Origin of the sequence: Enterobacter sp. A103, assembly GCF_034427535.1 — a bacterium.
GTDB lineage: Bacteria > Pseudomonadota > Gammaproteobacteria > Enterobacterales > Enterobacteriaceae > Enterobacter > Enterobacter asburiae_B.
The window spans coordinates 787,365-801,065 of record NZ_JAXQPQ010000001.1 but is presented as its reverse complement, the minus strand read 5'-3'; the positions used below and the strand labels follow the sequence as shown (position 1 = coordinate 801,065).

At 55.1% G+C, this 13,701-nt stretch carries 15 protein-coding genes; 9 read left to right on the top strand and 6 right to left on the bottom strand.

The annotated features are described in order from the left end of the window. A complete protein-coding gene (locus SPH27_RS03890; RefSeq protein ID WP_048980911.1) occupies positions 1 to 483 on the top strand; it encodes an SMI1/KNR4 family protein in 483 nt (160 codons plus the stop codon). Between the two features lie 471 nt (positions 484 to 954). Further along, complete coding sequence (locus tag SPH27_RS03885; protein WP_223997960.1) at positions 955 to 1,125, top strand: hypothetical protein; 171 nt, start codon at positions 955 to 957, stop codon at positions 1,123 to 1,125. A gap of 58 nt (positions 1,126 to 1,183) precedes the next feature. On the opposite strand, the gene ychF is transcribed toward SPH27_RS03885, so the two are convergent. Beyond that, entirely contained in the window at positions 1,184 to 2,278 is a 1,095-nt protein-coding gene (ychF, locus tag SPH27_RS03880) for a redox-regulated ATPase YchF (protein ID WP_010432886.1), read from the bottom strand. A 126-nt stretch (positions 2,279 to 2,404) separates the two neighbouring features. Further along, positions 2,405 to 2,989, bottom strand: a complete 585-nt coding sequence (gene pth, locus SPH27_RS03875; RefSeq protein WP_023336005.1) for an aminoacyl-tRNA hydrolase — start codon at positions 2,987 to 2,989, stop codon at positions 2,405 to 2,407. Between the two features lie 274 nt (positions 2,990 to 3,263). Between pth and ychH the strand changes: the two genes are divergently transcribed. Further along, a complete protein-coding gene (gene ychH / locus SPH27_RS03870) occupies positions 3,264 to 3,539 on the top strand; it encodes a stress-induced protein YchH (protein WP_023312132.1) in 276 nt (91 codons plus the stop codon). 121 nt (positions 3,540 to 3,660) lie between these two features. Next, positions 3,661 to 4,719 carry a MerR family transcriptional regulator gene (locus tag SPH27_RS03865; protein WP_182072498.1) on the top strand — a complete coding sequence of 353 codons (1,059 nt, stop codon included), beginning with the start codon at positions 3,661 to 3,663 and terminating at the stop codon, positions 4,717 to 4,719. Here SPH27_RS03865 and dauA read toward each other — a convergent pair. The 4 genes from dauA to lolB form a co-directional block, all read right to left on the bottom strand. Then, a complete protein-coding gene (dauA, locus tag SPH27_RS03860) occupies positions 4,705 to 6,384 on the bottom strand; it encodes a C4-dicarboxylic acid transporter DauA (RefSeq protein WP_182072500.1) in 1,680 nt (559 codons plus the stop codon). The two genes, SPH27_RS03865 and dauA, sit on opposite strands and share 15 nt — an antisense overlap. Before the next feature lie 124 nt (positions 6,385 to 6,508). After that, positions 6,509 to 7,456 carry a ribose-phosphate diphosphokinase gene (prs, locus tag SPH27_RS03855; RefSeq protein WP_003856663.1) on the bottom strand — a complete coding sequence of 316 codons (948 nt, stop codon included), beginning with the start codon at positions 7,454 to 7,456 and terminating at the stop codon, positions 6,509 to 6,511. A 125-nt stretch (positions 7,457 to 7,581) separates the two neighbouring features. Further along, the gene (gene ispE / locus SPH27_RS03850) at positions 7,582 to 8,451 is read right to left on the bottom strand and encodes a 4-(cytidine 5'-diphospho)-2-C-methyl-D-erythritol kinase (protein ID WP_182072502.1); all 870 of its coding nucleotides are present in this window, start codon (positions 8,449 to 8,451) and stop codon (positions 7,582 to 7,584) included. After that, a complete protein-coding gene (gene lolB / locus SPH27_RS03845; RefSeq protein WP_023312128.1) occupies positions 8,448 to 9,059 on the bottom strand; it encodes a lipoprotein insertase outer membrane protein LolB in 612 nt (203 codons plus the stop codon). The genes ispE and lolB overlap by 4 nt, the downstream gene beginning before the upstream one ends. A gap of 201 nt (positions 9,060 to 9,260) precedes the next feature. On the opposite strand from lolB, the gene hemA reads away from it, so the two are divergent. The 5 genes from hemA to sirB1 are packed head-to-tail and all read left to right on the top strand — an operon-like array spanning position 9,261 to position 13,673. Further along, positions 9,261 to 10,517 (top strand): glutamyl-tRNA reductase, encoded by a 1,257-nt coding sequence (gene hemA / locus SPH27_RS03840; protein ID WP_023335999.1) that lies wholly within the window; start codon positions 9,261 to 9,263, stop codon positions 10,515 to 10,517. A gap of 41 nt (positions 10,518 to 10,558) precedes the next feature. Further along, positions 10,559 to 11,641, top strand: a complete 1,083-nt coding sequence (gene prfA, locus SPH27_RS03835; protein ID WP_021240360.1) for a peptide chain release factor 1 — start codon at positions 10,559 to 10,561, stop codon at positions 11,639 to 11,641. Then, complete coding sequence (gene prmC / locus SPH27_RS03830) at positions 11,641 to 12,471, top strand: peptide chain release factor N(5)-glutamine methyltransferase (RefSeq protein WP_182072504.1); 831 nt, start codon at positions 11,641 to 11,643, stop codon at positions 12,469 to 12,471. The genes prfA and prmC overlap by 1 nt, the downstream gene beginning before the upstream one ends. Continuing rightward, on the top strand, positions 12,468 to 12,860 hold the full coding sequence (gene sirB2, locus SPH27_RS03825; protein ID WP_032656670.1) for an invasion regulator SirB2: 393 nt from the start codon (positions 12,468 to 12,470) through the stop codon (positions 12,858 to 12,860). The genes prmC and sirB2 overlap by 4 nt, the downstream gene beginning before the upstream one ends. A gap of 3 nt (positions 12,861 to 12,863) precedes the next feature. Beyond that, the gene (gene sirB1, locus SPH27_RS03820) at positions 12,864 to 13,673 is read left to right on the top strand and encodes an invasion regulator SirB1 (RefSeq protein WP_182072506.1); all 810 of its coding nucleotides are present in this window, start codon (positions 12,864 to 12,866) and stop codon (positions 13,671 to 13,673) included. Positions 13,674 to 13,701 lie beyond the last annotated feature (28 nt).

Below are 13,701 nucleotides of genomic sequence, written 5' to 3'. Positions count from 1 at the left end.
ATGAATCATTTCAGTAACTGTGAAAAAAAGATTGGACGTGCAGATATTGCTAAAACGGAAGAGAAATTATCTATTACTCTTCCGGATGATTTCGTTTCACATTATCTGCAATTTAATGGTGGCATCCCAGAGAAAAGTTGGTGGGACGGTGATGAGGATTTTGAGCCAATAGAGGTGGCTGCGTTTAAGCCATTTGTTTATAATAGTCAGACAAATAATGCCCTTGGATCTTTAATTGACGGTTGCTATATCAGCATGGTGGATAGGGAAGTGATTCCTAAAAACCTGCTTCCTTTCGCAAATGATTGGGGAGGCAATTTCTTCTGCCTGGATTTAGATAATTACTCAATTGTATATTTTGCTACAGATTCTTTTGATGAGGATTTGACTATGCAAGAGAATCACACAAAACTTCAAAGATATCTGACAAATTCATTTGCTAACTTTGTTAACGGATTAGTAGCAGAAGAGGATCTTTCTTAAAGAATACTTAAGAATTTAATCGATTTATTTAATTCGATTGCTGTTATTTTGCTATTCATATTGTTAATAAAACTCTGTGACACAAATCATAGGGTTTTATTATAAAACACCATGGCGCTTGGTGGTATGAACATCCCTAGGATCCCAGGTGAAATAAATTACATTAAAACATGAAAATATTCCAGTTAGCAACATATATATAAATAATATTAATTGACTTGTTAATCTTGGTATGACAACGGCACTCACTGGTGTTTTCTAGGCTCAGTCTCTTAGCTTATTTATAAAATGGCTGAAAACTTATGAATGTGAGAGCACCAACCTGGAAGCAGTTAATGAAATAACGGGTTATCTCGCAAAAAAGAGACTAACAAATATCAATGCTGGAAATCTTTAGTCAAAGAACCTAAGAAAGTTGTGTAGAATAATATTATCCCAAAAATAACCTTCCCGGAGTCTGAGGAAGGCTCAATGACTGAGAACTTAAAATGGAACCTTGTGAATTACTTGCTTGAAGATGCGTATAGTAATTTTCTTCAAGAGCCATTCTTTTTTGACGGATTAATTAATGTTTATGAAGCTGGGCATATGCCCTGTGGGTGGTCAGGTACTTGGCCAGCGGGTAAACTCGTTATCTATTGATAGATCACGCGCAAAAAAAATCCACGCCAAAGCGTGGATTTTTTTCATTCAAAACAACTCAAACGTTAAACAAGAAGTTCATCACATCGCCATCTTTAACGATGTAGTCTTTACCTTCCGCACGCATCTTGCCTGCTTCTTTCGCGCCTTGCTCACCCTTGTAGGTGATAAAGTCTTCAAACGCGATAGTCTGCGCACGAATAAAGCCTTTCTCGAAGTCGGTGTGGATTTTACCGGCCGCCTGAGGCGCAGTCGCACCTACAGGAATGGTCCACGCACGCACTTCTTTCACGCCAGCGGTGAAGTAGGTCTGCAGGTTCAGCAGCTCATAGCCTGCGCGAATTACGCGGTTCAGGCCCGGCTCTTCCAGACCCAGCTCGGCCATGAACTCTTCACGGTCAGCGTCGTCCAGCTCGGCGATGTCGGATTCAACGGCAGCGCAAACCGCCACAACCACAGAACCTTCAGCCGCTGCGATTTCACGCACTTTGTCGAGGTACGGGTTGTTCTCAAAACCGTCTTCGTTAACGTTGGCGATGTACATGGTTGGCTTCAGGGTCAGGAAGCTCAGGTATTTGATCGCCGCTTTGTCTTCTTCAGTCAGGTTTTTCAGCGCGCGCAGCATGCCCGCATTTTCAAGCTGTGGCAGACATTTTTCCAGCGCAGCCAGTTCCGCTTTCGCGTCCTTGTCGCCGCCTTTGGCTTTCTTCTGCACGCGGTGAATAGCGCGTTCGCAGGTGTCGAGGTCAGAGAGCGCCAGCTCGGTGTTGATGACGTCGATGTCGTCAGCCGGATCCACTTTGTTGTTAACGTGGATGATGTTGTCGTTCTCGAAGCAGCGCACAACGTGGCCGATCGCTTCGGTTTCACGAATGTTGGTCAGGAACTGGTTACCCAGACCTTCACCTTTGGACGCGCCTTTTACCAGGCCCGCGATGTCCACGAATTCCATGGTGGTTGGCAGAATGCGCTGCGGCTTAACGATTTCCGCGAGCTGGTCTAGACGCGGGTCCGGCATTGGCACAACGCCGGTGTTAGGTTCGATGGTACAGAACGGGAAGTTCGCCGCTTCGATACCCGCTTTGGTAAGCGCGTTAAACAGGGTGGATTTGCCCACGTTTGGCAGACCGACGATACCGCATTTGAATCCCATTTCTAAATCACCTTAATATCTTGATAATCAATCCGTTAACGATAACCGACTGATGAAAAGTAAATAACTACGCCTATTATACACGTAACCCGCATGACGCGCGGTAAAAAAGCCGGATCGGGCGGATTATTGCGCTTTGAAAGCGTGTAAGCGGTTTGTCGCTTTGGTTAACCCATCTTTAAGCCAGATTTCAGTGCAGCGCGCCGCTTCGTCTACCGCCTCGTCAATCAGTTTCTGCTCAGAAACCGGGGGCTTACCGAGTACGAAACCGACAACTTTGTTTTTATCGCCCGGATGGCCGATTCCTACGCGCAAACGGTGGAAATTCGGGTTATTTCCCAGCTTGCTGATGATGTCTTTAAGACCGTTGTGGCCGCCGTGCCCGCCGCCAAGCTTGAATTTTGCCACGCCGGGCGGGAGATCCAGCTCATCGTGTGCGACCAGAATTTCATCCGGATTGATGCGATAAAACGTTGCCATTGCCGCCACCGCTTTACCGCTCAGGTTCATAAAGGTGGTGGGCACCAGTAAACGAACATCCGCGCCAGCAAGGTTGATACGTGAGGTATACCCGAAGAATTTAGGTTCTTCACGCAGGGGAGCACGTAACCGCTCGGCCAGCAGATCGACGTACCATGCCCCGGCGTTGTGGCGAGTGGCCGCATATTCTGCGCCCGGGTTGGCGAGGCCGACAATCAGTTTAATCGTCACGATTCAATTCCTAATGGGTTCCAGATCTGGCGCGTAGTTTACTGTCTGGCGCGCCGCTTGACAAAATTCTGCGATCTTCCCAGCGAAATATGAATAATTTCTGATTTGAACCATTAGAATTTCAAGCTGTTCAAAGCCTTATTTGTAAACTTTTGTTTGGGACTTATCTGTAATTGTGATCATTCACGCAACTCATAAAAGGGGCGTTGTCTATACTTTACACACAAGGATTAGGGGCTTTTCCCCTGACAACCCAAAGTTCCGGAGGTGACACATGAAACGCAAAAACGCTTCGTTACTCGGTAACGTACTGATGGGATTGGGGCTGTTCGTGATGGTAGCCGGCGTGGGTTATTCCATTTTAAACCAGTTACCTCAGATTGACCTCCCGCAATACTTCGCGCACGGCGCGATATTGAGCATCTTCGTTGGTGCGGTATTGTGGCTTGCAGGGGCGCGCGTGAGCGGCCATGAGGAAGTCTGCGATAAATACTGGTGGGTGCGCCACTACGACAAACGCTGTCGTCGCGATCAGCATAAGCACAGCTAGTGCTACGATAAAGAACGCCGAAACGGCTCCCGCGGGAGTCGTTTTTTTTTGCGTCAAGGGTTGACCCTCCCGTAACGTAAGGCTCCAGAGTGGCGCCACTGGCAAAGAAAAAGGAGCAGTTATGTTGATTCAGGTGGGTGAACTGGCGAAACGCGCCGGGATCACCGTGCGGACATTGCACCACTATGAGCAAACAGGGTTGTTGCTGCCTTCTGCCAGAAGCGCGGCAGGTTACCGGCTTTACAACCTGGCGGATGTCCAGCGTCTGCATATGATCCAGGCGCTGGCAAAAGCGGGGCTGGAACTTGCTGAAATCAGGGATTTCCTGGAACAGGAGTCGCTGTCGTTAACCGAGTTACTCGATGCGCAAATCACGCTGCTGGATAAACAGCTGCGCAGCATACATACGCTGCGCGACCGGCTGGTGGAGCTGCGAACCGGGCTTCTCGACGATGCGACGCCGGATCTGGAATCCTGGCTACAGACTCTGGAGTTAATGAATATGTACGATCGCTGGTTTAGCAAAGAAGAGTTACAGCAGCTGCCGTTTGCGGTGCAGAAGGATGCGCTGGCGGCTATCTGGTCAGGGCTGGTTGCAGAGGCCAACACGCTGCTGGAGCACCATATACCCGCTACTGACGCCCGGGCGATGGATCTGGCGACGCGCTGGATGGAGCGCCTTGAGCAGGACACGGCGGGCAAGCCGGAGTTTCTCACCCGGCTGAACGAGATGCACAGCGTTGAACCGCAGATGCAGGCGCAGACCGGCATCACGCCGGAGATGACGGATTACATCACGCGCGCGTTTGCTGAGTCTAAGCTCTGCATATGGGAGAAGTATCTCACTGCCGAAGAGATGGCCTTTACCCGGGCACACTACTTTGACCGCATGATGGAGTGGCCGCCGCTGGTGGCGAAACTGCATCAGGCGCAGCGGGAAAATATCGATCCTGCCTGTGAGGAGGCGCAAAAGCTGGCTGAAAACTGGCTGGCATTGTTCCAGTCTTACGCGGGCAAGAACCCGGAAACTCAGCAAAAGTTTCGTACTGCCATGCAGCAGGAGCCGCACCTGATGAAAGGAACCTGGATGACGCCTGCCGTGCTTGCATGGCTCCAGCAGGCGATCGGGGTGATGATGCAGAGACGTTTCTCTGCATCAGGTAACTCACAGATCCGCTAACGCGGCTTCACGGTTAGGGTAGAAGGAGAGTCGGCCAGGGATCGGCTGTACGCCCGCGCGCGCCATGGTGCGCAGCGGCTGAAACTCCAGGTTACTCACCCGCAGCTCGCAGCCTTCCGGCAGACGTTTCACAAAGCGCTGGAAGGCATCCAGGCCGCCTGCATCCAGCACCGGTACGGCATCCCATTTCAGCACCACAACCCGTTTGCCCGCGATGCGGGACTCCAGATCGCTGAACAGACCTTCCGCCGCGGCGAAGAACAGCGGGCCAATCACGCGCAGCACCAGCACATCGTCAGGCACCTCGACGTTAACCGGAGAAAGGCGCGTCATCTGCGCGATGCGGCGCATAAACAGCAGGGAAGCCAGCACGATCCCGACGCTGATGGCGATAACCATATCGAACAGCACGGTCAGCGACATGCATATCAGCATCACGATGATGTCGTCTTTCGGCGCGCGACGAAGCAGGTTCACCACCTTGTGCGCCTCGCTCATGTTCCAGGCCACCATCAGCAGCAGGGCGGCCATGGCGGAAAGCGGTAGCCAGGAGAGCAGCGGGGCGAGGATCAGCAGGGCGAGGATCACCAGCACGGAGTGGATAACCGCCGAAACCGGTGAGGTTGCACCCGCGCGCACGTTGGCCGCAGAACGGGCGATGGCTGCCGTTGCGGTAATACCGCCGAAGAACGGCGCGACGAGGTTGCCTAATCCCTGACCGACCAGTTCGCTGTTGGCTTTGTGCTTAGTGCCGGTCATGCCGTCCAGAACGACGGCGCAGAGCAGGGATTCAATTGCCCCCAGCATTGCCATAGAGAACGCGGCGGGAAGCAGGGCGCGCAGGGAATCCCAGCTTAGGGTAAAGCTGGAGCCGGGCATGTCCCACGGCAGCACCAGCTGCGGTAGCAGTTGCGGAATGCCGCTACCCTGTGAACCGTCCGCCAGAACATAGTGGAACTGCGAGCCGATAGTCGCGACGTGACCACCGGACATATTGACGATGGCCATTACCGCGCAGCCCAGCAGCAGAGCGGGCAGATGGCCCGGCAGACGAATACCGAGGCGAGGCCAGACGATCAGCGTGCCCAGCGTCACAATCCCGATGGCGGCGTCGCCCAGATTGGCCGTCGGCAGCGCCATAAACAGCGCCCCCACTTTTTGCAGATAGTGCTCTGGTACGTGGGGCATCTGCAGGCCGAGGAAATCTTTGATCTGCATGGTTCCGATGGTAATACCAATCCCCGATGTGAATCCCAGCGTCACGGAAAGGGGGATGTACTCGATCAGCCGCCCAAAGCGGGCCAGACCAAACAGAATCAAAAAGACGCCGGACATCAGGGTGGCGACCAGCAGGCCTGCCAGACCAAACTGCTGTGAAACCGGGTAGAGGATCACCACGAAGGCGGCGGTCGGGCCGGAGACGCTGAAGCGCGAGCCGCCCGTCAGGGCAATGACTATCCCGGCAACGGCCGAGGTGTACAGACCGTACTGCGGCGCAACGCCGCTGCCAATCGCCAGCGCCATCGCCAGTGGGATGGCGATAATGCCGACGGTGATCCCGGCAATCAGGTCACGAACAAAGCGTGACGAGGTGTACTTCTCTTTCCAGCAGGCGTCGATGAGGGCGCGAAAGGGCAGAACATGTGAGGAGGCTACGTTTTTCACAATTATCTATCATCCGTATGCGCATCATCTGTCATATGAATGGCAGGTGAAGGAGGCATTAATCATACAAATAAAACCCGGAGACAAAAAAACCCGCCGCAGCGGGTTTTTCGGCCGTGTTCGATTAGTGTTCGAACATTGCTGAGATGGATTCTTCGTTGCTGATACGACGAATCGCTTCGGCCAGCATCCCGGACAGGGTCAACGTGCGCACGTTTGGCAGTGCTTTGATCTCGTCGCTCAGTGGGATGGTATCGCATACCACCACTTCGTCAATGACGGAGTTGCGCAGGTTGTTTACCGCGTTACCGGAGAAGATCGGGTGAGTCGCGTAAGCGAATACGCGCTTGGCACCACGCTCTTTCAGCGCTTCAGCTGCTTTACACAGCGTGCCGCCGGTATCGATCATGTCGTCAACCAGCACGCAGTCACGGCCAGCAACGTCACCGATGATGTGCATCACCTGAGAAACGTTAGCGCGCGGACGGCGTTTGTCGATGATCGCCATGTCGGTATCGTTCAGCAGCTTAGCGATAGCACGGGCACGTACCACGCCGCCGATGTCCGGAGAAACCACGATTGGGTTATCCAGGTTCAGCTGCAGCATGTCTTCCAGCAGGATTGGGCTGCCGAATACGTTATCAACCGGGACGTCGAAGAAGCCCTGGATCTGCTCTGCGTGCAGGTCAACGGTCAGTACGCGGTCAACGCCGACGCTGGACAGGAAGTCAGCGACAACTTTAGCGGTGATTGGCACACGTGCGGAACGGACGCGACGGTCCTGACGGGCATAGCCGAAGTAAGGGATTACAGCAGTGATACGGCCTGCTGAAGCGCGACGCAGGGCGTCGACCATAACAACCAATTCCATCAGGTTGTCGTTTGTTGGAGCACAGGTGGACTGGATGATGAAAATATCACCACCGCGTACATTTTCGTTAATTTGTACGCTGACTTCGCCGTCGCTAAAGCGACCTACGGCGGCGTCGCCGAGGGAAGTGTACAGGCGGTTGGCAATACGTTGTGCTAGTTCCGGGGTGGCGTTACCAGCAAAAAGCTTCATATCAGGCACGAGAAGAACCTCAGGCATGCGTCCAGTGGTGGATAGCGTTCGCCGCAAACTGTGCGGGCCAGGCGAAGGCTATCCAGGCGGTGTATTAAAGAGCGCGATGCAACGTCTGGAACAGGGTGACGTTGTCACCGAAACTCAGTCTGCGCCAGAATGGTCTGCTGTAGGGGGGAGGTGTTCATCCCGCGTGCTACAAAACCATGCAGCCAAACCGGCGCTTGCTCAAGCACCTGACGAGCGGCGGATTCGGTGTCAAATTCAGCAAAGACACAGGCTCCTGTACCAGTCAGGCGCGACGGCGCGTATTCTAACAGCCAGGAAAGCACCGCATCAACCTCGCGAAAACGTTTTCTTGCGATATCCTCGCAATCGTTGCTGAATTCACAATTTAATAACGTTTCTATTGACCGAACCGGGGTATTCCTTTTCAGGTCAGGATCTTTAAAGATAACCGGCGTCGGAATGCTCACGCCAGGATGGGCAACCAGATACCACTTCTCCGGCGGTTCAGCCGGGGAGAGGATCTCACCCACGCCTTCAGCAAAGGCCGCATGACCGCGCACAAACACCGGGACATCCGCCCCCAGCGTCAGGCCCAGGGCTGCCAGTTCGTCCTTCGACAGCCCGCAGCCCCAGAGGTGGTTCAGCGCAACCAGCACGGTGGCGGCGTTGGATGAGCCGCCGCCCAGACCGCCGCCCATCGGCAGGCGTTTCTCGATACGGATATCCGCACCGCTTCCCGCGGGCAGACGGCCCGATTCCGCCGCGGCTTTCATCAGCAGACGCGCGGCGCGCACGATCAGGTTGTCCTCATGCGCCACGCCTTCGACAGGCGTTAGCAGGCAAATCTGCCCGTCCTGGCGCAGTTCAATAGAGATCGTGTCGCAATAGTCAATAAACTGAAACAGCGTCTGCAGGGTGTGATAACCGTCAGCACGCTGGCCGGTGATGTATAAAAACAGGTTCAGCTTTGCCGGAGAGGGCCAGTGGGTCATCATTTAACGATCCAGTTGTCCATTTTCAGCTTGATACGCTGGCTGCCTTGGGTCAGCTCCATGTTTGATGGCAGCGACGGTTTACTCTTGCTGTCATAGGCGCTGTACACCACTTTCCAGGTTTTGCCGTTCTGGGTGTAGTTCACCTGGCTCAGACGGTACTGGTCGTCAAGGGTGTAGTCAGTTGCCTCACCCGGCAGGCCAAGGATCCACTGGCGCAGGCTGTTGAGCGGGATAGGCATCCCGGTCAGCTTGCCAATCATCTCTTCGGCATCGGTCGCGGTATAGTGCTGGCCTTTGTTATCGGTGATCTGCGCTTCGCCCGGTTTGGCGATAAGCTCCAGCTCGGTGCTGCCCAGCGGGTTCAGCAGCAGAAGGCGGTAGTTGTCCTGCCCCGTCTGCTGCCAGAAGAAGCGGGCATAAACCTTTTGTTCGTCAGAGAGATAAGCGAAAGCGCCGCGGGTCTGGTACTGGTTCAAATTACGGACGTCCTGCTGGTGCTGACGCCACTGCGGTGAATCAGGGCTTTTGCCCGGGCCTTTTGGTTGGGTGACGGTACAGGCGGTCAGAACCAGTGCTGCCAGCGGCAGCAGGCGAATCAGTCGGGTCATAATGAGGACAAATCCTTGAGATACGTTGCAGTTATAACTGTTAATGCTAGCGTCGAAGGGGGCTACCGTCTACGTTCAAATTATCTCAAAGGGTTGTGTAACCTATTACTCCGAAAGGAGGCAGTCCCTTTTATTGATCTCGCGCATCCTGTATGATGCGTTCTGCTAACCTTATTAACGCTGGTACTACTCCCGCTCAACATGACCCTATTAGCACTCGGCATCAACCACAAAACGGCTCCGGTTTCGCTGCGAGAACGCGTGACGTTTTCGCCGGATACGCTTGACCTGGCGCTGGACAGCCTGCTTGCACAGCCTATGGTGCAGGGTGGCGTGGTGCTCTCGACGTGCAACCGTACCGAGCTGTATTTAAGCGTGGAAGAGCAGGACAACCTGCACGAAGCGCTGATCCGCTGGCTATGTGACTACCACAACCTCAATGAAGACGAGCTGCGCAACAGCCTGTACTGGCATCAGGACAACGATGCCGTCAGCCATCTGATGCGCGTCGCCAGCGGGCTGGATTCGCTCGTGCTGGGCGAGCCGCAAATTCTGGGTCAGGTGAAAAAAGCCTTTGCGGATTCGCAAAAAGGGCATCTGAAGGCCAGCGAGCTGGAGCGCATGTTCCAGAAGTCGTTCTCCGTGGCGAAGCGTGTGCGAACAGAAACCGACATTGGTGCCAGTGCGGTTTCTGTTGCTTTCGCGGCCTGCACCCTTGCACGCCAAATCTTTGAATCCCTTTCTACCGTCACCGTGATGCTGGTGGGGGCGGGCGAAACCATCGAACTTGTGGCGCGCCATCTGCGCGAGCATAAAGTGAAAAAGATGATTATCGCTAACCGCACCCGCGAACGCGCGCAGGTGCTGGCGGATGAAGTGGGTGCAGAGGTGGTTGCCCTGAGCGACATCGATGAACGCCTGAAAGAGGCTGACATTATTATCAGCTCAACCGCCAGCCCGCTGCCGATTATCGGAAAAGGGATGGTGGAGCGTGCGCTGAAGTCCCGCCGTAATCAGCCGATGCTGCTGGTGGATATCGCCGTCCCGCGCGATGTTGAGCCGGAAGTGGGAAAGCTGCCTAATGCCTATCTCTACAGCGTGGATGACCTGCAAAGCATCATTTCGCACAACCTTGCCCAGCGTAAAGCCGCGGCAGTTCAGGCGGAAACCATCGTTGAGCAGGAAACCAGTGAGTTTATGGCCTGGCTGCGCGCGCAAAGCGTCAGCGAGACCATCCGCGAGTACCGCGGGCAGGCGGAGCAGGTGCGTGATGACCTGACTGCCAAAGCGTTAGCAGCCCTTGAACAGGGCGGCGACGCAAATGCGATTATGCAGGATCTGGCGTGGAAACTGACCAACCGCCTGATCCATGCACCAACCAAATCTCTTCAGCAGGCTGCCCGTGACGGGGATGATGAACGCCTGACTATTCTGCGCAACAGCCTCGGGCTGGAATAGCGCCCTATACCCATTTTCTAAGACAAGGTGCACTTACGCCTATGAAGCCTTCTATCGTCGCTAAACTGGAAGCTCTGCACGAGCGCCATGAAGAAGTACAGGCGCTGCTCGGGGATGCCGGGACCATTGCGGACCAGGAACGTTTTCGCGCGCTTTCGCGTGAATACGCGCAGTTAAGTGATGTTTCTAAATGCTTTACCGACTGGCGACAGGTTCAGGAAGATATCGAAACCGCGCAGATGATGCTCGACGATCCTGAAATGCGCGAGATGGCGCAGGAAGAGTTGCAGGATGCGAAAGCGCGTTCTGAAGAGATGGAGCAGCAGCTTCAGGTGCTTCTGCTGCCGAAAGATCCGGACGACGAGCGTAACGCGTTTGTGGAAGTGCGTGCCGGTACCGGCGGTGACGAAGCTGCGCTGTTTGCCGGGGATCTGTTCCGCATGTACAGCCGCTACGCCGAATCGCGTCGCTGGCGCGTGGAGATCATGAGCGCCAACGAAGGCGAACATGGTGGCTACAAAGAGGTTATCGCCAAGATCAGCGGCGACGGCGTGTACGGTCGTCTCAAGTTTGAATCCGGCGGTCACCGCGTGCAGCGCGTGCCGGCCACCGAATCTCAGGGCCGCATTCACACCTCCGCCTGTACGGTTGCGGTGATGCCGGAGCTGCCGGAAGCTGAACTGCCCGACATCAACCCGGCGGACCTGCGTATTGATACGTTCCGCTCCTCTGGCGCGGGCGGTCAGCACGTTAACACCACCGATTCCGCTATCCGTATTACCCACCTGCCGACCGGCATCGTCGTTGAATGTCAGGACGAGCGTTCGCAGCACAAAAACAAAGCCAAAGCGTTGTCCGTGCTGGGCGCGCGTATCCACGCAGCTGAAATGGCGAAACGCCAGCAGGCGGAAGCGTCTACGCGCCGTAACCTGCTGGGCAGCGGCGATCGCAGCGACCGTAACCGCACCTACAACTTCCCGCAGGGGCGCGTAACCGATCACCGCATCAACCTGACGCTGTACCGTCTGGACGAGGTGATGGAAGGGAAGCTGGATATGCTGATCGAGCCTATCGTGCAGGAATACCAGGCCGACCAGCTGGCGGCGCTGTCCGAGCAGGAATAATGGATTTTCAGCGCTGGTTACGTGAGGCGGCCGGTGAGCTTTCAGAAAGCGAAAGCCCGAAACGCGACGCCGAAATTTTGCTTGAGCATGTGACGGGTAAAGCCCGCACGTATCTGCTGGCTTTTGGCGAAACCGAACTGACCGCGGAACAGGAAGCGCAGCTCGGCGCGCTGCTTGCCCGCCGTAAAACCGGCGAGCCGGTGGCGCACCTTGTCGGTGAGCGTGAGTTCTGGTCGTTACCGCTGTACGTCTCGGCGGCGACGCTGATCCCGCGTCCGGACACCGAGTGTCTGGTGGAGCAGGCGCTGGCGCGTTTACCGGCGGCGGCCTGCTGCATTCTCGATCTCGGTACCGGGACCGGGGCTATCGCGCTAGCGCTGGCCACCGAGCGCCCCGACTGCGCGGTAACGGCGGTGGATGTGATGACCGACGCGGTGGCGCTGGCGCAGCGTAACGTGGAACGTCTCGGGCTTCGCAACGTGACGGTGCTGCAAAGCAGCTGGTTTGCCGCGCTGGAGAATCGCTCATTTGCGATGATTGTCAGCAATCCTCCCTACATCGACGAACATGACCCGCACCTTTCGCAGGGAGACGTGCGCTTCGAACCGCTGACGGCGCTCGTGGCCGCCAACGCGGGATTAGCCGATCTCGAACACATTGTGACAATGTCACGGAAGCATTTACTTCCCGGCGGCTGGCTGCTGGTGGAGCATGGCTGGACGCAGGGAGAAGCCGTTCGGGCACTGTTTACGCAAGCTGGCTACGCCGCTGTCGAAACCTGCCGCGACTATGGCGGCAACGAACGCCTGACGCTGGGGCAGTGGCTATGAGCCTGTTTACCGTGCTCATTACTGTCCACCTCATTTCCGTTGCGCTGACCATCAGCTTTTTCATCGTCCGTTACTGGTGGCGCTACAGCAACAATCCGCTGATGGATGCCCGCTGGGTGCGTATCGCACCGCACTGCATCGACACGCTATTGCTCCTTTCCGGTGCCGGGCTCATGTGGAAGACCGGCTATCTGCCATTTACTGATAAAGGTGCATGGCTGACTGAAAAGCTGTTTGGCGTTATCATCTACATCGTTTTGGGTTTTATCGCGCTTGGGCGTCGTCGTCCGCGCAGCCAGCAGGTCGGGTTTATCGCCTTTCTGCTGGGTCTGGTGGTGCTGTACATCATCATTAAACTCGCCACCACAAGAATACCGTTACTGGGGTAAGTCATGAGGTCCTTAGCCGATTTCGAATTTAATAAAGTGCCGCTTTGCGATGGCATGATCCTGATTTCCGAGATGATTCGCGACGATTTTACGTCGCAGTTTGTCTACGATGAGCTGGAGAATCTGGTCAGCCTGGCGCGTGAAGAGATTAATCAGGCTCGCCCGCAAGACTGGCAATTAGAGAAGCTGCTGGAGCTTTTCTACGGCGAATGGGGTTTCTGCGACACGCGGGGCGTGTATCGCCTGTCTGACGCGTTATGGCTGGACCAGGTCTTAAAAAATCGTCAGGGCAGCGCCGTGGCGCTGGGCTCTATTTTGCTGTGGGTCGCGCACCGTCTGGATATTCCGCTGGTCCCGGTCATTTTTCCGACGCAGATGATCCTGCGCGCTGAGTGGCTGGACGGCGAAATGTGGCTCATTAATCCCTTCAACGGCGACACGCTGGATGAACATACGCTGGACGTGTGGCTGAAAGGCAATATCAGCCCGGTGGCTGAGCTCTTCAACGAAGATCTCGACGAGGCGGATAACGCCGAGGTCATTCGCAAGCTGCTGGATACGCTGAAGTCTGCGTTAATGGAAGAGAGTCAGATGGAGCTGGCGTTGCGCGCCAGTGAAGTGCTGCTGCAGTTCAACCCGGAAGACCCGTACGAAATTCGCGATCGTGGGCTGATCTACGCGCAGCTCGACTGTGAGCACGTGGCGCTGAATGATTTGAATTATTTCGTTGAACAGTGTCCGGAAGATCCCATTAGCGAAATGATTCGTGCGCAGATCAACGCGATCTCGCACAAACAAATTACACTGCATTAATCTTAATTCCGATTCACACCTGAATAAG